Source organism: Treponema sp. OMZ 799 (genome assembly GCF_024181365.1).
In the GTDB taxonomy this organism is placed as follows: domain Bacteria; phylum Spirochaetota; class Spirochaetia; order Treponematales; family Treponemataceae; genus Treponema_B.
Genome location: NZ_CP051301.1, coordinates 2783166 through 2804555, shown reverse-complemented (window position 1 = coordinate 2804555; position 21390 = coordinate 2783166). Strand labels below are relative to the sequence as shown.

Sequence of the window (21390 nt, the reverse complement as noted above, 5' to 3'; positions counted from 1 at the left end):
GAAAGTTGGAGAATTTATTTTGTACAGCAGAAATTATATATATTTTCTACATTAAGGAAGTAATTAATAAGATTATATCCATTGCTGTTTATTGGTATCACTTAGATACGGAAGACTCTTAAATATGTTTTACCTTGCATAGGAGGCATAAAATGATATATGCATATTTACGAGTAAGTACAGAGAAGCAAACACTGGAAAATCAGCGTTTTGAGGTTTGTAATTGGGCTAATGATAGGCAGATTACAATTGATGAATTTGTTGAAGAGGTTATGTCAGGCGGTATTTCGATTGGACACCGTAAACTTGGAACTTTAGGCTCTCGGCTTAAAGAAAGCGATATTTTGATTGTTCCGGAGCTTTCGAGATTAGGACGAAGCCTTTTAAATGTGATGAGCTTTTTAAATTCTTGTATTGAAAAAAAAGTAAGAATATTTTCGATCAAAGAAAATTTTGAATTTGCAAATAATATTAATTCTAAGGTCTTGGCCTTTGCATTTTCTTTAGCTGCCGAAATTGAAAGACAGTTGATAAGTCAAAGAACTAAAGAAGCTTTAGCACTGAGAAAAAGTCAAGGTATTGTTCTTGGCCGCCCTAAGGGTAAAAAAAATTCAATGTTAAAACTTACCGGAAAAGAAGATGAAATTATACAGCTCTTAAACAAAAAAATATCAAAGGCTGCGATTGGCCGTCTTTTTGATGTTCATAGAATGACTGTAGATAAATTTATAAAAGAGAAAATAAATACTAAGTTATAGATACGCTTAAATTACGGTTTTGTTTTGTAGCAAATATAAAACAAGACCGTCAGTTTTTGAGTAAATTATACGATCAATTTTTATAATATTTTTTATAATCGATTTTTACTTAAAATTTTGCAGCGATTTAAATAGCTGTACAAGAATAAAATTTCCTATAAAAGACTCTTGGATTATTTTAAATCCCATCGAACAGGGTATAAAAGAAAAAATTGAGAGAATAGGAACCCCATTGAAAGACTGGGATATAAAGATAAATTATGGAATAAAGACAGGGTGCAATGAAGCCTTTATTATCGATGGTGCAAAAAGAAAAGAACTGATTGAAGCATCGCCAAATTCTGCTGAAATTATACGCCCGATATTAAGAGGCAAAGATATTAGAAGATATACCTATAATTTTGCCGACAAGTATTTAATAACCACATTCCCAAGCAAAAAATATAATATCGATGATTACCCATCTGTTAAAGAGTACTTACTCAATTTTGGAAAAACAGATACTGTGCATTTATCGAAATATGGAAAAAACTGTTGGGGTAAAAAAAGATTAGAACAATCCGGTAATAAAGGCAGCAGAAAGAAAACAAATAATAAGTGGTTTGAACTTCAAGATAGTATAGCTTATTGGGAGGATTTTTCTAAGCAGAAAGTAATTTGGAAAAGAGTTGGATCAGTTTTAAAATTTGCATTTGACAGTACAGGGCTATTAATATTAGACAGTGCATGCTTTGCAACTGGTAGCTATGCAAAATATTTAACAGTTTTATTAAATTCAAAGATGTGCAAATATATGTTACAAAATGCTCCTATGACTGGTACTGGTGATTTACTAATTAGTATTCAAGCCATAGAACCGCTAAAAATACCATTACCTGATTATAAAACAAGAAAGAGAATTGAAGCGTCTGTAAATGCTATTCAAGAGTCAGAACAAAATGTAGATACAATAATTTATAATTTATATTCTCTTTCACAAAATGAAATCTCTTTTATTGAAAAAAAGATACACTGATACTGTGCTTAAATATTCTAGTTTAATATATGCCACTCTATTAATTTTAGAGGTAAAATTATGATTATGGGTTGAATTTATTTATTTTAAAGATATAAAAATCATATATTACTTAATGTTATCAAGGTATTTTATTTCTGTTTTTGTCAAACTATATATGTTATTAATGAATTCGTTTTTTTCTTTTTCAGATGAATTTATTAATAATTTTTTTGCTTGTTTTTGCATTTCAGAATTTGGTTTAATTGTATATATTGAATGCAAAAATTTAGTTCCTTTACCTCCAGTTAAATTCACAGACCTTAAAATTATTTTATTAAATAATTTTGAATTAAAAAATAAAAGTAAGAATTCTAAATTATTACCTGAAACCATATATAATTTATTATTAATCATAATTTCTGGCTCAAGCAAACATGCATTCATCTCACTTCCAATTTCACAATATGCAATACGTGGTTTAGAAAAATCCTCCATATATGCACAATTTCGTAAATTATATGGGGTTTTACCACGATCATCTCTTACAGATATTTTATCCCAAAACTGATCTAAATGTTCCTTTATTGCAGGATAATCATTAATATCTATAGGAGGAATGTTTTTTTCGCGTATTCCATTATGGGTATTTATCAAATATAAATCTGCAAATTCGTAAGAATATCGTTTTATATCCCTGCCGCGAAGAATCGGGCGTATAATTTCAGCACTTTGAGGACATTTTCTTATTAGCTCGTCCCGTTTCTCTTTATCTATTATAAATGCTTCGTTACAACCTGTTAATATTCCTCTATAAATTTTTATATCCCATTCTTTTAGCGGTGTTCCAATTGCTTCTATCTTTTTCTTGATACTTTGTTCAATATCCGAAAGAATAATCCAGCTATCTCCATTCTTTGGGAATGTTATATTAACATGATTTTGACAGCTATTTAAATCGCTCTTTTTTTCTAGGCAGCTTAAATCTCCTGTTATTGCAATAGTCTCATCGTTATATTTGGCTTTTTGTAGTAGTAAGATATTTACATCAACTGTGGCGTTTTTGAAAACTTTTTCGCCTGCCAGATCTATTAAAATCTTTGGTTGAGTATTTTCTGCAAAGAATTTACGTGTTGCTTCTCCATAGCCTGCCCTCATCCATTTATTTGATGTTATATAACACAGATGCCCCTTTTCTTTTAGGAGATTAATACCCTTTTCATAAAATAATTGATATATGTCTCCCGTTCTATCAAAACTTTGGTAACCAACTGAATCATATAATTTGGATAATTTGCCGTTATCATCTTGTAATTGTATATAAGGGGGATTTGCAATAACAATATCAAAACCTCCGGCTTTAAAAATATCAAAAAAGAAAATACGCCAAAGAAAAAATAATTGATTTTCAAATTCAAATGAATCCAGCTCATCATGAATTGCATCTAATGTTTTTATTTTTTCAGATAATACGTCTAAACCCTTTTGGTCTTTTTTGGTTGTGATATTATTTTTTCTTGTATCAAAATCGGTATGTAATTTTTCTTTACGCAAAGCAAGATTATATTTTATATGATCCCTTATGCTATATTCTATTTCTTTTTTTAATTTGTGTTTGTCATTATGATTATGAGTACTAAAGTATAAGGCAATATTTTTTCGGATTGTATCTATAGTTCCTTTTTGGATAAAGGTTAATTCTTCTACAGGGTCTTCTAAATTTCCGAACATATCTCTTTTAGGAGATTTTTCTGTCATGTTCATCATATCAGGAAATTCAATTCCTTTATAGCTTTCGATGAGGCTGTCTCCTTGCATAATTTTATAGTCAAGGTTGGGCAGAGGCATAGGAATGTCTTCATCAACAATTATTGAAAGCCAAAACCGTAAACGGGCTATGTCAATCGCGCCTTTTTCAATGTCTACACCATATATATTGTTTTTTACTATTTCTTTTTTTATTGTATTTGCATTTACATTCTTTTCGAGGAGCAGCCGGCAATGCAAAAGTTCTTTTAAAATGCCCATAGGGAAGGCTCCGGAACCTACTGCAGGATCGCAAATTTTTACGTTTTTTAGCTTAGTTAGAATATCTTTTTGTTCTTTATCGGAAAAATTTAAGATGCTATCTAATACAAAATGCCTTAAATCTTTTTCCTTTAAATTAGTTTGAGTAATTAAATATGCAATAATAGATTCTCGGCACATATATTCGACTATTTCTTTTGGAGTATAAAAAGCACCCTTATCTTTATTATCTTCAAGTAAATTTTCAAAAATCCTACCCAGCATTTCGGGATCTACACCAATTTCTTTTTCGTTAGGGTCATTTTCATCAATAGTAAAATTATATCTTGCAAAAAAATCAAATAGTTCTTTAAATAAATTTGCCGAAAAAACTATATTACATTTATCAAATTTATCGGCTTCAAAAAGACCTCCATTCAAGTAAGGTATTTTTTGATTTTTACCAAGTATTTCTTGAATAATATAATCTTTTTCTTTGCGGTCATTATTTAATGTTTCAAAAAAAAGCGGGTCTAATACTTTTGTTAAAAAGTTATCTTGCTCTTTTGAGGTCGTAAAAAGATCTTGCAAATAATTTTTATTACCGTCGCCCCAATCTTTGTCTGATGGAACACCCAGCCATCCTTTTTTTTGTAAAAACTGTAAAAAAACTAATCGTCCCATCATCTTTTTTACAAAATCTCTTACAGCTTTTTCATCACCTTCGAATATGGATTTCAATTGAGGATTCGGTTTTGATACTGTCTTTTCTTCCCATTTGGAAGCCTTTTTTTCATACCTTTTTCCGGTTATAAATTCAACAAATTTAGCATATATTTTACGGTACTCATCAAAAAATTCATTGCTCAATGTTTCAACCGAAAAAGCATCCATAACGGATTTCAGCGTTTTCGATTCCATTTTTTCAAGCTTTTCAAATCTTTCTTTGACTGTTCGGCAAGAGTAGTTTTCTCCTACAACATAGGTATATCGTTTGGGTGCCGAAGTTGAAGCTAATGAGTCATCTTTATTTACAAAGGATATTCTCCAATCTCCTTTGTTGTTTGCATAATGAAAAAATATTAAGTACGATGTATAGGATGTAGAGAGTCTTCTTACTACATTTTGAATTTTTACTCTTGATTTATAAAGGTTGATCTTATCGGATACCGTTATGTCAAAAATAAAAAGCGGACGGTCAATATCAAATTTTGCAATTTTATTTATACTTTCTATACCTGTATCTTTTGCTGCTGTGAGATATTCAGGATTGCTTTCAAGAAGGTCTTCATTTGACTCATCATAGGCTTTTCCAAAAACTTTTACTAACAAATTTTGCATTATAAATGCCGAACCCGGATAATTTTGATTAAACATAACTTTCCCTATAAGTGCATGTAAATTGTATAAATAATAGTACCTTTTTTTTCAGCACTTGTCAAGACTTCGCATTGCCTCACGTTAAATCTAACCGAAAAAAAAGCTGTTCATCACGTAAAAATCTAACTTAAAATAGAAGCCCTAAGGAAGGGCAAAATGAGGTTAGATATGAAAATGAGAAAGAAGCTGACTGAGGAAATAGTGAAACGGTACTGCACTGCGTGCAAGAAACAAAAGACGAAAATCCTCGATGAGTTTGTCGCAACAACCAAATACAACCGAAAGTATGCAATTCACATTCTGAAAAACAGTGCATACATAAAAATAACGCATTTTAACAACGTCGCCAAAAAGAGTGTGAATGTTATTAAAAAGACACGAAAAAAGCGAACCTATGAAAAATACTACGGTCAAGACGTACAAGAGCAAGTCATCCGGCTATGGATTTTTTCGATGTACCTATGTTCAAAACGGCTCGTGCCTTTTATACGTGATAATATCGATTACTTTGCTCAAAAGTTCGGTTATGATGAACAACTTAAAGCAAAACTTGCTCGCATATCAAGCGCAACGGTCGGTAGGATTCTCAAGCCTGAAATTCCAAAACATTCTATCCGAGGTATTTCAACAACACGGCCTTCAAAGAATCTTAATAAGCTCATTCCAATCCGCACCTTTTTCGACTGGGATGAACGCAAACCGGGCTTTTTTGAGGTTGACACTGTCGCAAACTGTGGTATAAGTACTAAAGGACAGTATATTTGCACACTTACCCTTACTGATGTTCATTCAGGTTGGACGGAAAATAGAGCCCTTTTAAACAAAGCTCACCGATGGGTAAAAGAAGCGATAGAGGATGTGAAAATAAACTTACCGTTTCAGATGAAAGGTATTGATAGCGACAACGGAAGCGAGTTTAAGAATATGCAGCTTTTGCAATGGTGCAACACGAATAATGTTATCTTTACTCGAAGCCGATCGTATAAAAAGAATGATAATTGTTTTGTTGAACAGAAAAATGACAGTGTGGTAAGACGCATTGTCGGCTACTATCGATTTGAGGGAGAGGAGACACGAAGCGTTATGGCTGACCTTTATGAGCAATATAACATGCTTGTAAACTTCTTTTTTCCTTCAATGAAGATTATTTCAAAGCACAGGGTAGACGCAAAGGTCATAAAGAAATATGATGAAGCTAAGACACCGTATCGTAGGCTTATGGAGAGTTCTGATATAAGCGATGCTGAAAAAGATGAACTGCGACGTAGGAAGGACAGACTAGATTTACAACAGCTGATTGATAAAACACAAGAGCTACAGAGCAAACTTATTTCAATGGCTCACAGCTGGTCTACATAACTACGGTTAGATTTTTACTTGAGTAATGCATATCATTTGGGTTAGATTTTTACATGAGGAAATACGGACTTTTTATTCTATGTTTCTAAACCTAATATACATTCTCCTTTATGAGCGTTTATGTTTAAAGAAAGATTTAGCTCATTTAAAGCGTGTTTAAGATATTTTTCAGGTTCGGAAGCTTCTTGTTCAATTAATTCATAGTTTGTGTTAGACGCATTTAATGATTCACAATATGTTTCATATATTTTTTTTATTTTCTTTTGAACATATAAATTACCATTTTCTATATACTCTCTGGATAATTTTAATAGGTCTTTTATTTCTTTATTGGAAGAATTTTGCAGCATTTTTTGTATATAGCCTTTAGTTTCGGTTTGTAGTTTTTTTTCATCGGCAGAAGTTTTCATTCTGTTTATATATTTTTCATATTTTTCAATAGCTTCTTGTGATTTTAATAAAAATTCTTCAGATATAGAATAAGATTCTTTGTCTTTGTTTGCTTTTAAAATTTCAATCATCATTTCATGATTAATAGCTTCAATATTGCCATCGGTATATAAATAAGATTGCCCTCCCGCTCTAGTATTAGTTGATTTTGGAACAATAAAAAAGACAGATTTCTTTGATGATTTATCGTGCTGTTGATCAGAATGACAATTAGAAAACAAAGGAAATTTTAATTCCTTTATTCTATTATACTCTTGCGGGTTTTTAATTTTAAAATCACGAAGCTCGGCAATATACTTTTCCGATTCTGTTTTTTCTCCTTCCAATAGCTTTACTAAATCTATTTGTTCAGGAGCTTCGCCGAATGAATATATTTCTTCATCATCAGTAAAAACCGGATTGTCTTCTCCGAACATTGAATGAAAAGATTGTAGTTTTGCATGTGCTATGCTTATTAGTTGTATTAGATTATCGCTTTGTGCAGTGGGCATAAAATTATATACATGTACACATTCGGCCTTTGAGCCTATACGATTAACACGCCCTATTCTTTGCATAAGCCTTGTCGCATTCCAAGGAGCATCGTAATTTAAGATAGTATTTGATCGGTGTAGATTTATTCCTTCTGCCAAGACATCAGTGGTTATTAAAATGTTATAATCATTTTTTTTATTTTCATAGTTTTCATCAAAATTTTCTTTAATTTTTTCTTTATCCCGTTCCCTGTTTTCGGAAGTTATTTTGAGAACCGAATATTTTTTTTTATTACTTGAATTGTTTATTCCATTAATAATATTTTCTATTGCATTTGCTGTATCTATTGCTTCAGTAAAAATTACTAGTTTTTTTTCATCTGAATGAGGATTGTTTTTCTTAGGATCAAAAAAATAAATTCTGTTTCCCTTATAACCGTCAAAGTATGTATTATTTAACGCATTTTTAAAGGCTTCAAGTTTAGGATCGTATTCAATTTCTGTCCAGTTATTGTACAGTGTTTCAAGTATCTTTTTATCATGTTGTAAATATTCTATAAATTTAGGATCAAAATCTTGTTTTGAAAAAACTCTATTATTTCCTTTTTTGTTTTTCATCTTTCTTTCGATATTTATATATGCTGCTTGAAAGCTGCCTGCTTTTTTTATTTCCTCATTTACATCTAAATCAGGGCATATAAAAACTTTATCGTCATACAACATTTGAATCATATTATCGGTATATATTTTTAAATTTTGTAATGATTTTTTGAAGGCTGCAATACTGCTCTCTAATCTTTTTACTAATTGTATTTGCATAAGCCGTGCCAAACGTTTTGAAACATTATCTACGTTTGAGCGTTTTGCATATAATTTTCTATTTTTTTCATCTTCTAAAAATTCGATAGCCCTATATCTGTAATATTGTAAATTCTTTTCTTTAAACACAAAATGTTCTTTTTCTTCGTCATAGCTTGCAATAATATTCATTGTATTGACAAATAATTTTGTCATATTTTCGGACATTTCATAATTTATAGATACAGGTCCTACTATTTTAGGAAAATTTAGATTTTTTGCATCTTCCTTATACCATTCTTTTATATCGGTTCTTGTTCTACGTACTAACAGGGGCATTAAAACCTTTTCTCTGATATCGGCAGAGAGTTTGATTAATGCCTTTTGATTATTTTTCTGTTTACGTAAATATATAAATTCTTTTTGCTTTTGATTAAAATAAGTTTCTAATTTTCTACCGGGAATACCGGGTAGAGTACAATTCTGATGTTCTCTTTGAAATAAAAATATTTGATTCTTTAAATCGTTAGGTGAATTATTTTGAGGAGTAGCAGACAATAGTCCTATATATGGTGTAGGCTTTATTTCTCCTATCAACTCGTCAAGGTTTTTATACATAAGGCTTGTATCATTTCTAAAATTATGACTTTCATCAACAATAATTAGTCCATATGAATTTTTATTTTTTATGACTTCGGTTTTATTTTCTTCATTGAAAAGTTCAGGCTCTCTAAATTCAAAAGTTTCATACTCGTTTATACTTTCTATTTTTCCTATTGTAATAAAATCTATATTCTTTTTAAAATTATTTTTTTCATTTTTATCGAAAAGTGTTATGGTTTCAATCCAAGAAGATTTAATGGCAGGAGGCGTGATAATTAAAACTTTCTTATTTTTGTTGTTAAAAGAAACCTCATCTAAAAATTTTTTTATAATTAGAGATGCGACTATTGTTTTGCCGAGCCCTACAACATCTGCTAATATAAAGCCTCCATGTGATTTCATTATGGAATATGCTTGATTTACAGCTGTAAATTGATATTCCAATTTTGATATTTCTTTTGGTAAAAATTCTTCTAATGATTTTATTTTATCAATATCTATTATTTCATCAAAAAAATATTGTAAATATTTTATATAAATATCATGAGGAGTGATTTTATTTTGTATATTTTTTATCACTTTTTTTCCAAAGGGGCTGGGTTTTAAAATTTCAGTTAAAAAGATTTTGTTCCATGCTTCACTTTTTTCCCACTTTTCATAAAACCAAACATGATGGCTTTTGGGGGCTTTTACAGCAATATTAAGGGAGGCAACAATGCGTGAGTCATTTTCTAAATAGTTTAATTCTTCATTACTTTCCAAACCCTTAGCTGTAAAATTTGAAGAGCCTATTATTCCTATTGCAGTATCTTCTCCTTCAAAAATATAGCATTTTGAATGTAAAAATCTTGTATTGGGATTATCTTTATTTCTATATATCCTTATTTCTATTGATGGGTTATTATCATCTGAAGAATATTCTAATAAAAGTTCGGCAACTTTTTGATATTCGGATTTTAGCTCAAGGTTTTCAAGGTCAGTTTTGATATAGTCATCAGGAAATTTAGGATCTTTTATTTTAGGTTTTATTTGTTGATATGCTCGTATAAGAGGGTCTTCGCCTATTAAAAGGAGTAATTTATTATTATCTTTTTCTAAAAAATTTTTAAGCTCATCATATATAAGGGCCATTCCGGGTAAATCCCAATAACCTGAAGCTATCATTACCGTATTGATTTTCTCATTTGAAAAATAGTTTTTTAATATATCTCTCATATAAACACCATTTTCCGAGTTATCAATTAACATATTGGGTTTTATTTCCATATTGAGATTACCTGCCTTTATTATAGATTTTAACATGAAGATATGATTTTTTCAATCAGGTTATAAGGAATTGCGGTGTAGTTTTTGGTAAGGTGAGTGAAAAAAGCGGATATCGGAACCGAAGTGTTCAGGATTTTTATAGCGGTAGTCAATGAAGATTCCCATCAAACAGGTTTTATGAAGTGCATGATTCCTGCAATGCAGTCGGTGGTGTATTCGGGAAAAGGGTTAGGCAACGCTCTTATAATCCTCTTTTTAACCTAATATGGCTTTTCTTAAAATTGCGTTTATGAAAGTTTGATACTCCTTTCCTTGAGCTTTCAGGGCTTCTATAATGTCCGTATCAATGTTTACTTGTATCGTTTCTTTTTTACCGCTAAACCATTCAGACTTTGCACTGTATGCCGGTTGTAATTTTTTTAATTGCAAATCAGTCAATTCCGGACAGTCGGAAAAATCTGTTGTTTTAAAATCTTCAATCTCTTGTAACCTTTTTTCGGTAATCGGAGGAAGGTTTTTAATTTCATCGAGAGTCATAGTTTTCATATTACCATTATATCACATTTTGCCGTTTATTTGAACTGCCTATGAGTCTTCATTTTCTTCATATACAGGAGGATGAACGATGTTGAGGCTGTAGCCGGTTTTGCCGAATTCGTATTTTTCAAGCAGCATTTGGGGGATTTTTTTGACGGTGATAGTGGGATATTCTTTTGCCGCTGCGGAGTCGAATGAGGTACAGGCGATGGTAAGGTATTCTCCTTCCTGCATGGTGTTTTGAATTGATTGCAGGTAAGCGGCGGTTACATGGCGGGTAGTAACGAACAAATAGGATTTTTCGCTTGAAACGGACTGCTTCCAAAAGAGGGTTGTATCGGGCTTGTAGGTAAAGCCTTCGTGCAGGGCAACGGCGGCACTGAGCATATCGGGGCTGTATGTTTCATTAATGATCGGCTGCCCGAAAGAATCGAGGTTGATAAGAGTGGGGACTAATTTGTAGAAGGTGTAGCCTCCGCCGCCCTGCCGGTTGACGGCTTTTGAAATGCGCCTTGGTCTTCGCCTGAAATAACCTTATCGAGCCGAACCTTGCAATGGGTGTAGGTGTGCTCTCCCATTTCTATACTGATCCACCTCCGTCTCATTTTATGGGCCACGGCAGCGGTTGTCCCCGAACCGAGAAAGGAATCAAGCACGAGGTCGTTGGGAGAGGTTGCAAGGGTAATGATACGCTCCATCAGCCGTTCAGGTTTAGGGGTGGGAAATACGGATTCTGAGTTGAATTCTTTTACCTCTTTTCGTGCATCTTGATTATGACCGACTTCTGTATATTTCCATAGAGTTATTGCAGTGATACCTTGCTTAGCTTCAGATAAAAAGTGCTTTATTCTGGGAACATTGTTTTTATCTGATCCCGATATGGGGCTTATTCAAAATATTGAAAGTAACCTTCTTCCTGTTCACAGAGATTTGATTGAAAGGAATTGTTTTATTCCGAGAAAAACAAAAAAAATACCAAGTAATATTTTTAGGCTGTACATTTTTAATATATTTTTCACTTTGTGTATACTAATAAATGTAAAATAAACTTGAATATATATTTTTATAAGAGGCTTTTCTATTGCGAATCATAGACAAAAACAAAGATTATTATGATTATTTGGCTCATCAGCCGGATAGTGATGACGGTGTAACATTTGATAGACGAGGTTCTATTCCTTTGCGGAGTGAAGATTTTTTTAATATTTTGAGTGAGCATGTCAAACATCATGAATATTATCGCCGATATTGGTGGCTTTGGAAAGAAGAACCGTCTAAATACAATAAATTTTTTGCAGTCCGTGCAGGTGTTAAGTTATTCTTGATCGGTTTAAAATTGGAAATTGATGAAACCGATTTTCGGAACTGTATTTTAAAGTCTTATAAAATGGAGTTTATAAAAACCTTTGAAGACTTTAATTATAGAGGAAAAATTTTGGATATAGTTTCTGTTGATCACTCAGACCTTCTTATTACCGCAATAAATAAAAAAAAGTTTGAAAACATAAAACTTCCAGAATTGGTTATTAAAAATATGGGTTTACCGGATGGTTTTTATATTTTAAAAAATATCGGCATTCCTTCTATTATCCCTCCTGAGCAAATTTACTATGGCATGGAAACCTACTTATTTTCACTCAAAAATGATCAAAATTGTGAATCAAGAGGTTTAACGGATTCCGAAAAGATAATTAATCACGGCTTCGACAAAAAAACATCTTTTAGGAATATGTAGCAGATATTTGTTTACTCAACAAGACAATGAGATTATTACTTGCGGAAAATCGCTTAGGGTTTCGGGAAACCGAATCCGCATTCTCGGTACATTGGAAGACTGCGGTGTATACTGTGTACCTCAAGACGGTTCGGAACCTATAAAGGTAAAAGAGGAACACATCTTTACCAACACTCCTTCGTTGGTGGAATTCTTTGTTCCCGCCGAACTTGAAAAAGATAAACAATACGCCATCCGTATTTGCACTCAGTTCTCATCGAGTGCAGTACCCGTCAAAGATCTTCGCACTGCGGAAACAGATTTTTATCTAAAAGCGGTGTAAGACGGTAACAATTTTGCCGTAACGTAAACCGAGGCTGTCTTAAAAAACTTTGTTTTTGGGACAACCTCTTACACTGTTAAACTTTTCCGGCTGATCCTGTGAAAGAAATTAGCCGGATTGTTATGAGGTTTTAATGTTATATCTGTTAGTTCTCACTGCAATGAATGTTTTTTGCTTGGTGAGTTAGGACATTGCTTACCGAATTTGGTAATTATTCCGGTACTCACGGGCTTACACTCATGTCCGCAATAAACGCAATGTACTCCATCAGAGACAAGTACATGCTTTCCGGAGGAATTTCCTTTACAAGCAGGTCCGTATTTTGTCCAAAGTTTTTGACTGGAGCCTGCGTTACATTCTTGTCCACAAAAACGGCATATCATATTTTATTCTCCTGTTATTTTTAATACAGAGTCAGCATCTATTTCTTTGTCTAACTCATCAAGTGAAAAATCACTGTAAGCAGCAACAGCTGCGACTACGCCTGCAACACTTGCAAGGTCATCACCGTAACCGACTGCAGGCAACATATCCGGAATTAAATCAAGCGGTAAAATAATATAGCCGATAGCTCCGATTACAAGTGCTTTTAAGTGTACAGACATGTCAGGATTATCCAGTGTAGAAAGTAATTTACCTAGTGAGCTAACAATCGCACCTGCCGTACCTGCAATTATTTTCGACTTGTTGCGTGTTGACTTGCGTAATTTTTTTAATAACTTTAAGGCAAGATTCTTATCAAAGTGTTTTTGATAAGTATTTACTAATTCCTCTTCACTTACTCTTTTTTCTTCTTCTTCGTCGGACATAAGTCTCTCCTTATATTTCATCAAGTTTTCTTAAAAGTTCATCAGTTTCTTTTTTCTTTTCAGCAATACGTTTTTCCTCGGCTTGTTGTTGTATTTTTTCTTCAAATTCTTTTTTTGCTCTTTCTTTAGCTTCTTCTTCTCTTTCTCGTTCTTTTTGTCGGTTTCTTTCGATTTCGTGCAATTTTACTGTGATTAAATTTATTTTTTCACCTAATTCCGGTAAGCCAATCGATTTCATTACATCTCGAATAGCAAAATAATTAGAATTATCAGCATGTGAAAAGCTTACAGCCACATTCTTCTCAAGTATGCTGGATTCAAGTTCAATGATATACTCGTCATGTATAATAGCAGAATGTATAATGAAGTTTATATTGTTCCTCGTGAATTCATAATAAAAATGATAGCTATGAGTAGGTATAGAGTCATAATCGTTCACTCTTGTATTTATTTCAGTATTTGCAAAATTAAATTTTAAATTATTTCCATCATCATACAAATACACAGGCATTTCTCGACTTGTAATATGTCCGGTCGAAGCACAAAAAACTTTCTTACCTGTATCTATGAAATTGATAGAGTCTGAAATCTCAAGATTTGAAAAGAAATCATTCCATTTTTCCATCAGTTTAAAAAACACAGCCTTATCTTCCTCACTTTCCCAATGTGCATTATATTGAGCAGTCAAAGCTGAATCGATGGCCTCAAATGCAGCACTACCAGCAGCACGTAATAAATCACCAAAAAGTCCCATATTAATTCTCCTTTGCAAGCAGCCGTTATTACTTGCGTTTAAATGTATGTTTGATACCTAGCCACGAGACTAGGCATCGTTTCAGTTATTTACTATGTTACTAATCCAATATATTATGCAAAAAGTAATTTTTATTAGTGCTGGTTATTGAACAACCAACTGGGGTATTGCAATCATAAAACCCAGAAACCATGGCTTTTAGATTAGCACCTTTACTTATTCTTGCCAGTTCTTTGTCATTTAATACACCATGTATAATGTCTACTTTTACATTTTCCAGCAATTCGCCATTTAATCTGATTATGTCTGCATTGAAACTATATGCTTTAAAGTTCCCATCACCGTGATGATCAATGCCGCTTAATATTTTTAGCGTACATTCCTTTGGTCCATTTGCATTTTCCATACTATTCTCCTCCGCAAGCAGTATTTACTGTTTGCTTCTTTAATTTATATATAACACCTAAAAGGCAGGCATTAATTTCAGTTTTTACATCTTACATGACAAACAATGAACAAAAACTTTTCCTTATTTAATTAGGCGGATTTTTTTCTATGCTCAAAATCTCGTTGATAGTAAAAGAATTGTTATCAGATTTTTCCATAATTACATCTATAGTCCGATTCTCAAAGTTATAGTTAAACTGACTCATTTTATGTATCGTTGGTAAATCCTTTATCATATAAACATCGCATTTTCCAAAATTATGTTTTCGACAGTAAACATTTGCCTTAAAGTGATATTCACCAAATTCATGTATGTTCAATTTTCCATCAGATATAACTTCTATTATGGAAATGGTATATTGGTTATCCATAAATTCTTCCATTGTTTAACTCTCCTTTATAAAAATTTATTTTCTATATTTTCCCGTTCAACCCATAATCGAAAGGGTTCTGCACAGACGGATTTTGTAAAGAAATGCCGGCTGTCATTTCGTACAGGTTGACCGTAAAAACCTAAGCTACTAAACCGCCTTACTAAATTGTAAAACAAAAATCTTGATTTACTTTCAAATTTAATTTCAAGGCGGTAAATATATAAAAAAACACACAAGACAAAATAACATAATTGTCTTATGCGTTTATTACAAAAGAGAAAAAAATAATGATATAAAAGATTTTGACTTAGTTTATAAACTGTGTCATTTTGATACACGGGGGGGGGTAAAATGGCACAGTATTTTATTTATAAGATCACTGCGGTTCTTTACCTCATTTAAAGCATTTAATGAGAAAATTTTAAAAAAGCATAAACTCAAAAAATCCTGCATGTGCTTACCTTAGCATAAAAATATCTATTTTGTCAAGCATTGTGAACAAAGATTAAATTAATTTTTATTTATATATCCCTCTGCATTATAATCTCATCTTCGTCTTTGTCGATTTCATAAAAGCCGAAATTTTCATAGAGGCGTTTTGCTGCTATATCGCCTTCAACATAACAAAGCTGAATACATGGATATTTTTTTTCTGCTTCTATCATTGAAAGCCATTTTTTTAAAGCTGCTTTTCCTAAACCCCTTCCTTGACTTTTTTTATCTATCATAAATTGATCCATAATGCAGATAGTTTTTTTGCCGTCAATCCAATCTCTCTGCATTATAAGCCCTACAGGTTTATCCGAATAATAGACGGCGAAAACTTTTGCATTTTCTTTTCTGTAAGCAAAGGCTTTTGCAAGGATGGTAACATTCGAGGCTGCAAAATTTTTTTGTTCTTTTTTTATGGAAAGAGAATTGATTATTCTCCAGTTATCGGGAGTGATCTCTTTAAATTCGAGGCTATCGGGAGTAGGGTGATTAGATTTCATAAAAACATAATATGAACTTTAAGTGTAAATTTCAATAGACCAATAATATTTATTGGAAAAATATTTATAAGTTTTGCCTTTTAGTAAAATTTCAAATTCTTTTTCGGAGTAAAAGTTTTTCATTATTTCATACTCGGTGCCGTCTTTAAGTTTTCGTATTTGATAGGTGTTGCCGTTTTTATCGGTTTTGGATATAGGGGTACTTTCGCCTTCTACAAAAAGGTTGTCCATAAAAAAAATTAAAGAAGACTTTTTAGTTTTTTCTATGAGATTTTCGATAAGGTTTATAAATTCAGGTTTTGTCAGATGACTTGCCAAAAAGCCTATAAATATGCCGTTGTATTCGTTGTTAGGTTCATAGTTTCTATAATCTAAAATTGCAAATTCCGGCTTGCAGGCTTTAAAAATTTTTTGTTTTGCAAGTTCCAGTACTTCTTTATTAATGTCGGTTGCAAGTACGGTTTTTGCAGTCTTGGTTAATGTTTCCGTCCAAAATCCGGTTCCGCAGGCAAGCTCTAACACATTCCTGTTTTGAAAAAGTTTTTTAATATAATCTTGGTATTCAAGAATACTCTCTTGTCTTTCAGGCTTTTTATATATGTCTTCATATTCTTTTGCTCTTTTTTTGTAATATTCTATCATAGGTTTTACTTTTCCTTTGCGAGCTTTAAGTTTCCCTCATAGTCCAAATCACCGTCCAAACCGAAGGCTTTGAAAACTGAATTCTTATCTTTTTTGTTGGCGGGATTATTTAGGCCGCCGCCGGTTGCCGGATAAAGGGGGGCGTTTGATTTTGCTTTTATACATTCTTCCAATTTTTCTATGTTTAAAGAAAAGCCTATTGATTCTGCCCGGTAATTTTTATGATACCATTCTTCGTCTTTGTATAGAGCGTATTCTTTTAAAGACATTTCTTTATATATCAAGCCGTATTGGAGATAGGCAATATCCTTGTCTTGATGATTTATACTCTTGCTTGTCGATATTGGAGCGTCATTTAAGTCTTGGTAAGTAACTTTTTTGTTTCCGATAATTTTGTATTCGCCGTAATAGATATTGTTATCCATTATGGGCTGTGCGGGGAGGGAAGGGCATTGTTCCAATTCGTCAAGATTGATGTTTATGCCGGTGCTGATTTTATGGTAGACCTTTACAATTAAAGCGGTTCCCATGAGGTTGTTAAGACCGTAGTTTTTATTCTTTTTAAATTCCGGATTTTTTCTTAACTTAACAATATCGATTAAAATTTTTCCGAAACCGTATTGCCGTCTTCCTATTTTAAAAGCAAAGATATCTCCTTCTTTATATTTTTGGTGAGCTCTTTTTTCGTTTCTAAAATTTTCCAAATCGGCTAAATCTTCTTTTGATGTTTCTTTTATCCATTTTTCAATCCAAGAATTGAGAGCCGAAGCCTTGCTTTCTTTTAAGTTTTCCGAATAGTAGGTTTTTTGTGTGGTGTAGTTTCCGATAAGCACATGTCCGCTTCCGAATGAAAAATACACTCCGATTCCTTTAAATGATTGAGTTGCCGTAAAGTTTAATTTTTTCGGCTTTCCTTTTGCCGTCTTGGGAAGAACAATAGTTCTGTTTTCTCCCGTTTCAACATCAAGCTCATTTTCTTTATAGTAAAAAGCTTCTCCCTCATAGTCCGATGCGGAAATTTCTTTTTTGATAGTATCTCCGTCAAAATAATAGAGGCTGCCCTTTATATCCATTACTTCCCAGTGAGCCTCAATCGGATTTAGACCCAGATACTTTCTTTGTTCGTTGGTTAAGATAAATTTTTTAGACATGCTTAATTCCTTTTAATAATTATACCTTTTTTTATAATATTAGGCAAGGGCGAGGTTAATCTAATTTTCAGTATTTTTGAATAAGATATATTGTTTTTATGCTTTTTTTATATAAATAAATTCCGACAATGCCGAAACTTAGACATATTGGAATTATTATATAAATAAAATTTATAATAAAAAATAATGAAGTTGATATTATAATAGTGATTATAGCAATTAGATGTGTGATAATAGATGCCGGACTATGCTTTATAACGCTTATCTCATCATTCCAATTTAGATTTAAATATTTGATGTTAAAAAAAATTCCTACAGCCGAAATAAAAAAGGAATAAAAAACAGGTACAAAGACTGTTAATAAAATTTGTAAAAAACCGCTCCGTATATTCGGTAAAATGGCAATCATTGCAAAAAGATATCCTATTAAATGAATACTCATATTGACTGCTATTTTACTATTTAAAATTTGGGATATGCCGATTGGAGCTGTTTGTAGTATCCATAAATTTTTTCCTTCCAAAGATATTGATGAAGATGTGGTACAGCTCATAAGAAAAAATGCCCCTATTACCGATGAACCGTACTGTGTAAGAATATGTTCAAGACCTCTAATACCGAGTAATATTTCAATCTTGTTAAATCCCAATATCATGCACCCGACACATAAGACACATAAAGATATAATACCTAATCCGCAATTTAATACACGAATAGGCGAAGTAATAAAAGGGTTAAACTCTTTTAAATATAAACTAAAAAATGGAGATCTTAAAATAGATTTTGTTTTTTTATTTTTAAAGCTTTGAGTGTTTAGTTTTTGATGAATTTTATTATAGTTTTTACCTATAAAAAATATATATACAATGGTTACAATAATTGTAAGACTTATAAATTGTAAAATCTTTAGGTAAATATTTTGATCTATATAAAATAATTTGGATAACGGAAATATTTTATATAATTGTGTTTGAAGTAAATTGTCTAATAAAATGGAATCTAGATCGCGATTAAATGATACGGTTATAAAATATCCTGTCATCAATAAATAAAAAAATAAAATTGATATTTGATTTTTTCTTTTAAAAAATACACTGCAATATTCTATAATAGTACTTAATATAGAAGCTGCACACATAGGTATCACCGGAATGGTTAAGCCTGACAGTAAAAATATTATTCCGGCAGAGACGCTGATAATTTTTTTAAAAATTAAAAGAATGACTGCCGGAAATATACAGCTGCAACTGATAATAAGATTTAAAGAATATAGTACTAGAAATTTACTTATAATAATATCTTTTTGTGTGATCGGTAAAGCCGATAACATATTAAAATCTTTATTATAAAAAAACATTGAGTTATTTTTTAGCACAGTCATCATAAAAATAAAAAAACTTGATATTGCTGCCGAATAGGATAGGGTAAAAGAATGCAGCCCTAATTTCATTATTGAATTTATCGAAATAATATTATATAGGCATAACAAAAAAAATATTACGATAAATCCTAATAAATGATAGTTGGTTTTTTCCGAATTTGTAAAAATTGAGTACCGAAATACGGAATTTTTAAAAAGTATTATTATATTTTTCATTTTTAATAATATCCATAAAATACTCTTCTAATGAATCGGTCTTGCTCAAAACAGTGTTTACGTTTCCTTGCACAATTAATCTGCCTTTATTTATTATTCCTATCTTGTTACATAGTTTTTCTGCAACTTCTAAAACATGTGTAGAGAAGAATATTGCATTTCCGCTTTCTACTAATATTTTCATTTCTTTTTTTAAAAGATAACAAGCTTTTGGATCCAAACCTACAAAGGGTTCATCCATTATTAATAATTTTGGTGAATGGATAAGGGCTGCAATAATTACAATCTTTTGTTTCATTCCGTGAGAATATGAAGATATCGTATTATCTAAAAATGAGCTCATTTCAAATATTTCACTGAATGATTTTGTTTTTTGTATCCGCTCATTTATAGATACTCTATACAAATCTGCTATAAAATTGATATATTGCCGCCCTGTAAGATATTCATATATATCCGGGTTATCGGGTATATATGCTATATTTTTTTTAAATTCTACAGGATTATCTTTTATGGAAATTCCATTAACATATATTTCTCCTGTAAAATCATGAATTCCTACAATGGATTTAATTGTTGATGTTTTCCCGGAGCCGTTTGTTCCTATAAAACCATAAATATCGCCTTGAGAAACTTTTAAGTTTATATTATTTACTGCAATGCGGTTTTTATGATAGATTTTTGTTAAATTCTTAATTTCCAACATAGTTATTCTTTTTACAACCTCAGTAAGTTCTCTAAACTGAGGTTGTAGTGTGTTTAATTTAATTATAAAATTGCCAAGAAAATAACTAGGAAGCTGATTATAATAGCAGATACCGGTATGATATAGTACTTCCATATATTTCCCTTTTGATTTTGAAATTTTATAAACCCGATAAGATTGATAAGAAGATATGCAAACGGTGCTCCGAATGTCAGATATACCTTTTCGATGGTGCCGTTTACATTTCCTGCTGAATCCCAGTATACGGGAACCGTCTCCGGGAGTTTGCTTCCAAAGGCTATAAAAATAACCGTTGTAGCTAAACATAATAAGCTTCCGATAATCAAATGCTTTTTGTCAGATAAATTACTCATACAATCTCCTTTCTTTGTTTAAAAGTAATAGTGAATATATTAATGGAATAACATACAATAGGGAAAAGTAAATTATTAGATATTCCCATCTTGCAGATACTCCAAAACTCAACAAAAGAATTCCTGTGATTATCCATAAAAATCCGGCAAGGCGATGAGTTTTATACCATAACACAGGTTTATCCAATAACCAAAAAAATTTTAAACCGACAAATCTGCTTGGTTTTGTTTTAGGCAAATAGTTTCCGATTATTATGATAATCATTGAGGCTAAGATATGAATATATTTTTCAATGCCGGAACTGATTGAATCTTTAAATATATATTTGCTGCTTTGAGCGATTGCAAATAATAGAGGAGTGCTTAAAACAATTGGAATATATAGTTTTTTAGGCAGTTTATTATTATTCGATAATGTATTTACTGCAATTTCCATTACAATGCTAAAAATAATTATTAATATAGGCAGTATATATAAATCATAATTTTTTATATTTTCATTTCCAATATTTATTATATAATAAATACTTGGAGAAAAACTGAGTAATATAATAATCATGTATACTATTCTTTTAGTCATTTTTCTTATCTCCTTTAAACTGTGACAGCCACATAATTGCTTCTTCAAAAATCGATATATTGATGTCGTAGTAAATAAAATTTTTATATTTTCTTTCACTTATTAAATCGGCTTTTTTTAACAAGGATAGATGATATGAGATGGTGGAATTTGATAATTCATATTTATCGGCAATTTCACCTGCCGTAAGCGATTTTTCTTTTAAAGAAATCAAAATGTCTCTTCTTACAGGGTCTGCCAATGCTTTGAATGTACTTTCAAAACTCATCCTTGTTATACCTC

Annotated in this window: 23 protein-coding genes; 6 read left to right on the top strand and 17 right to left on the bottom strand. The window is 31.6% G+C overall.

Annotation, left to right across the window (positions count from 1 at the left end):
* Window positions 1–152: 152 nt before the first annotated feature.
* Both E4O04_RS12910 and E4O04_RS12905 read left to right on the top strand, forming a co-directional pair.
* Window positions 153–758: a master DNA invertase Mpi family serine-type recombinase gene (locus tag E4O04_RS12910; protein ID WP_253708485.1), complete on the top strand. Its 606-nt coding sequence runs from the start codon at window positions 153–155 to the stop codon at window positions 756–758.
* A 232-nt stretch (window positions 759–990) separates the two neighbouring features.
* Window positions 991–1773, top strand: coding sequence for a TaqI-like C-terminal specificity domain-containing protein (locus tag E4O04_RS12905; protein ID WP_253708481.1), 783 nt, complete (start codon window positions 991–993; stop codon window positions 1771–1773).
* Window positions 1774–1881: 108 nt separating this feature from the next.
* Here E4O04_RS12905 and E4O04_RS12900 read toward each other — a convergent pair whose 3' ends face one another.
* On the bottom strand, window positions 1882–5136 hold the full coding sequence (locus E4O04_RS12900; RefSeq protein WP_253708478.1) for an Eco57I restriction-modification methylase domain-containing protein: 3255 nt from the start codon (window positions 5134–5136) through the stop codon (window positions 1882–1884).
* Window positions 5137–5295: 159 nt separating this feature from the next.
* On the opposite strand from E4O04_RS12900, the gene E4O04_RS12895 reads away from it, so the two are divergent.
* Window positions 5296–6498: a DDE-type integrase/transposase/recombinase gene (locus E4O04_RS12895; protein WP_371922250.1), complete on the top strand. Its 1203-nt coding sequence runs from the start codon at window positions 5296–5298 to the stop codon at window positions 6496–6498.
* Between the two features lie 77 nt (window positions 6499–6575).
* Here the strand turns inward: E4O04_RS12895 and E4O04_RS12890 are convergent, their stop codons facing one another.
* Window positions 6576–9953, bottom strand: a complete 3378-nt coding sequence (locus tag E4O04_RS12890; RefSeq protein ID WP_256488902.1) for a helicase-related protein — start codon at window positions 9951–9953, stop codon at window positions 6576–6578.
* Window positions 9954–10184: 231 nt separating this feature from the next.
* Between E4O04_RS12890 and E4O04_RS12885 the strand changes: the two genes are divergently transcribed.
* The gene (locus E4O04_RS12885; RefSeq protein ID WP_253708473.1) at window positions 10185–10352 is read left to right on the top strand and encodes a hypothetical protein; all 168 of its coding nucleotides are present in this window, start codon (window positions 10185–10187) and stop codon (window positions 10350–10352) included.
* On the opposite strand, the gene E4O04_RS12880 is transcribed toward E4O04_RS12885, so the two are convergent.
* The 3 genes from E4O04_RS12880 to E4O04_RS12870 form a co-directional block, all read right to left on the bottom strand.
* Window positions 10344–10634 carry a BrnA antitoxin family protein gene (locus E4O04_RS12880; protein WP_253708469.1) on the bottom strand — a complete coding sequence of 97 codons (291 nt, stop codon included), beginning with the start codon at window positions 10632–10634 and terminating at the stop codon, window positions 10344–10346. The two genes, E4O04_RS12885 and E4O04_RS12880, sit on opposite strands and share 9 nt — an antisense overlap.
* Window positions 10635–10673: 39 nt before the next feature.
* Window positions 10674–11012, bottom strand: coding sequence for a hypothetical protein (locus E4O04_RS12875; protein WP_253708466.1), 339 nt, complete (start codon window positions 11010–11012; stop codon window positions 10674–10676).
* 65 nt (window positions 11013–11077) lie between these two features.
* Entirely contained in the window at window positions 11078–11440 is a 363-nt protein-coding gene (locus tag E4O04_RS12870) for a DNA methyltransferase (RefSeq protein ID WP_256488901.1), read from the bottom strand.
* A 266-nt stretch (window positions 11441–11706) separates the two neighbouring features.
* On the opposite strand from E4O04_RS12870, the gene E4O04_RS12865 reads away from it, so the two are divergent.
* Both E4O04_RS12865 and E4O04_RS12860 read left to right on the top strand, forming a co-directional pair.
* Window positions 11707–12360 carry a hypothetical protein gene (locus E4O04_RS12865; RefSeq protein ID WP_253708463.1) on the top strand — a complete coding sequence of 218 codons (654 nt, stop codon included), beginning with the start codon at window positions 11707–11709 and terminating at the stop codon, window positions 12358–12360.
* A gap of 7 nt (window positions 12361–12367) precedes the next feature.
* The gene (locus tag E4O04_RS12860) at window positions 12368–12682 is read left to right on the top strand and encodes a DUF4469 domain-containing protein (protein WP_253708461.1); all 315 of its coding nucleotides are present in this window, start codon (window positions 12368–12370) and stop codon (window positions 12680–12682) included.
* Window positions 12683–13068: 386 nt separating this feature from the next.
* Here E4O04_RS12860 and E4O04_RS12855 read toward each other — a convergent pair whose 3' ends face one another.
* The 12 genes from E4O04_RS12855 to E4O04_RS12800 form a co-directional block, all read right to left on the bottom strand.
* On the bottom strand, window positions 13069–13491 hold the full coding sequence (locus E4O04_RS12855; RefSeq protein ID WP_253708458.1) for a YkvA family protein: 423 nt from the start codon (window positions 13489–13491) through the stop codon (window positions 13069–13071).
* Between the two features lie 10 nt (window positions 13492–13501).
* Window positions 13502–14245, bottom strand: a complete 744-nt coding sequence (locus E4O04_RS12850; protein ID WP_253708456.1) for a hypothetical protein — start codon at window positions 14243–14245, stop codon at window positions 13502–13504.
* Window positions 14246–14345: 100 nt separating this feature from the next.
* A complete protein-coding gene (locus tag E4O04_RS12845; RefSeq protein WP_253708454.1) occupies window positions 14346–14651 on the bottom strand; it encodes a hypothetical protein in 306 nt (101 codons plus the stop codon).
* Window positions 14652–14778: 127 nt separating this feature from the next.
* A complete protein-coding gene (locus tag E4O04_RS12840; protein ID WP_253708451.1) occupies window positions 14779–15075 on the bottom strand; it encodes a hypothetical protein in 297 nt (98 codons plus the stop codon).
* Window positions 15076–15587: 512 nt separating this feature from the next.
* Window positions 15588–16058: a GNAT family N-acetyltransferase gene (locus tag E4O04_RS12835; protein WP_253708448.1), complete on the bottom strand. Its 471-nt coding sequence runs from the start codon at window positions 16056–16058 to the stop codon at window positions 15588–15590.
* A gap of 18 nt (window positions 16059–16076) precedes the next feature.
* Window positions 16077–16700: a class I SAM-dependent methyltransferase gene (locus E4O04_RS12830; protein ID WP_253708446.1), complete on the bottom strand. Its 624-nt coding sequence runs from the start codon at window positions 16698–16700 to the stop codon at window positions 16077–16079.
* A 5-nt stretch (window positions 16701–16705) separates the two neighbouring features.
* A complete protein-coding gene (locus tag E4O04_RS12825) occupies window positions 16706–17851 on the bottom strand; it encodes an immunity 26/phosphotriesterase HocA family protein (protein WP_253708444.1) in 1146 nt (381 codons plus the stop codon).
* 67 nt (window positions 17852–17918) lie between these two features.
* Window positions 17919–19181 (bottom strand): hypothetical protein, encoded by a 1263-nt coding sequence (locus tag E4O04_RS12820; protein WP_253708442.1) that lies wholly within the window; start codon window positions 19179–19181, stop codon window positions 17919–17921.
* A 241-nt stretch (window positions 19182–19422) separates the two neighbouring features.
* Window positions 19423–20154, bottom strand: a complete 732-nt coding sequence (locus E4O04_RS12815) for an ABC transporter ATP-binding protein (RefSeq protein WP_253708440.1) — start codon at window positions 20152–20154, stop codon at window positions 19423–19425.
* Window positions 20155–20216: 62 nt separating this feature from the next.
* Window positions 20217–20528, bottom strand: a complete 312-nt coding sequence (locus tag E4O04_RS12810) for a DUF1648 domain-containing protein (protein WP_253708438.1) — start codon at window positions 20526–20528, stop codon at window positions 20217–20219.
* Complete coding sequence (locus E4O04_RS12805; RefSeq protein ID WP_253686858.1) at window positions 20521–21108, bottom strand: SdpI family protein; 588 nt, start codon at window positions 21106–21108, stop codon at window positions 20521–20523. The genes E4O04_RS12810 and E4O04_RS12805 overlap by 8 nt, the downstream gene beginning before the upstream one ends.
* A complete protein-coding gene (locus tag E4O04_RS12800; RefSeq protein ID WP_253686859.1) occupies window positions 21101–21376 on the bottom strand; it encodes an autorepressor SdpR family transcription factor in 276 nt (91 codons plus the stop codon). The genes E4O04_RS12805 and E4O04_RS12800 overlap by 8 nt, the downstream gene beginning before the upstream one ends.
* Between the last annotated feature and the right edge of the window lie 14 nt (window positions 21377–21390).

Bases quoted from the DNA above. Each gene is read 5' to 3' on its own strand.
- E4O04_RS12900 (WP_253708478.1), bottom strand. From the start codon at position 5,136: ATGTTTAATCAAAATTATCCGGGTTCGGCATTTATAATGCAAAATTTG.
- E4O04_RS12820 (WP_253708442.1), bottom strand. From the start codon at position 19,181: ATGTTATCGGCTTTACCGATCACACAAAAAGATATTATTATAAGTAAA.
- E4O04_RS12830 (WP_253708446.1), bottom strand. From the start codon at position 16,700: ATGATAGAATATTACAAAAAAAGAGCAAAAGAATATGAAGACATATAT.
- E4O04_RS12805 (WP_253686858.1), bottom strand. From the start codon at position 21,108: ATGACTAAAAGAATAGTATACATGATTATTATATTACTCAGTTTTTCT.
- E4O04_RS12800 (WP_253686859.1), bottom strand. From the start codon at position 21,376: ATGAGTTTTGAAAGTACATTCAAAGCATTGGCAGACCCTGTAAGAAGA.
- E4O04_RS12850 (WP_253708456.1), bottom strand. From the start codon at position 14,245: ATGGGACTTTTTGGTGATTTATTACGTGCTGCTGGTAGTGCTGCATTT.
- E4O04_RS12890 (WP_256488902.1), bottom strand. From the start codon at position 9,953: ATGGCCCTTATATATGATGAGCTTAAAAATTTTTTAGAAAAAGATAAT.
- E4O04_RS12910 (WP_253708485.1), top strand. From the start codon at position 153: ATGATATATGCATATTTACGAGTAAGTACAGAGAAGCAAACACTGGAA.
- E4O04_RS12895 (WP_371922250.1), top strand. From the start codon at position 5,296: ATGAGGTTAGATATGAAAATGAGAAAGAAGCTGACTGAGGAAATAGTG.
- E4O04_RS12835 (WP_253708448.1), bottom strand. From the start codon at position 16,058: ATGAAATCTAATCACCCTACTCCCGATAGCCTCGAATTTAAAGAGATC.
- E4O04_RS12815 (WP_253708440.1), bottom strand. From the start codon at position 20,154: ATGTTGGAAATTAAGAATTTAACAAAAATCTATCATAAAAACCGCATT.
- E4O04_RS12855 (WP_253708458.1), bottom strand. From the start codon at position 13,491: ATGTCCGACGAAGAAGAAGAAAAAAGAGTAAGTGAAGAGGAATTAGTA.
- E4O04_RS12845 (WP_253708454.1), bottom strand. From the start codon at position 14,651: ATGGAAAATGCAAATGGACCAAAGGAATGTACGCTAAAAATATTAAGC.
- E4O04_RS12840 (WP_253708451.1), bottom strand. From the start codon at position 15,075: ATGGAAGAATTTATGGATAACCAATATACCATTTCCATAATAGAAGTT.
- E4O04_RS12880 (WP_253708469.1), bottom strand. From the start codon at position 10,634: ATGAAAACTATGACTCTCGATGAAATTAAAAACCTTCCTCCGATTACC.
- E4O04_RS12810 (WP_253708438.1), bottom strand. From the start codon at position 20,528: ATGAGTAATTTATCTGACAAAAAGCATTTGATTATCGGAAGCTTATTA.
- E4O04_RS12875 (WP_253708466.1), bottom strand. From the start codon at position 11,012: ATGCTCAGTGCCGCCGTTGCCCTGCACGAAGGCTTTACCTACAAGCCC.
- E4O04_RS12825 (WP_253708444.1), bottom strand. From the start codon at position 17,851: ATGTCTAAAAAATTTATCTTAACCAACGAACAAAGAAAGTATCTGGGT.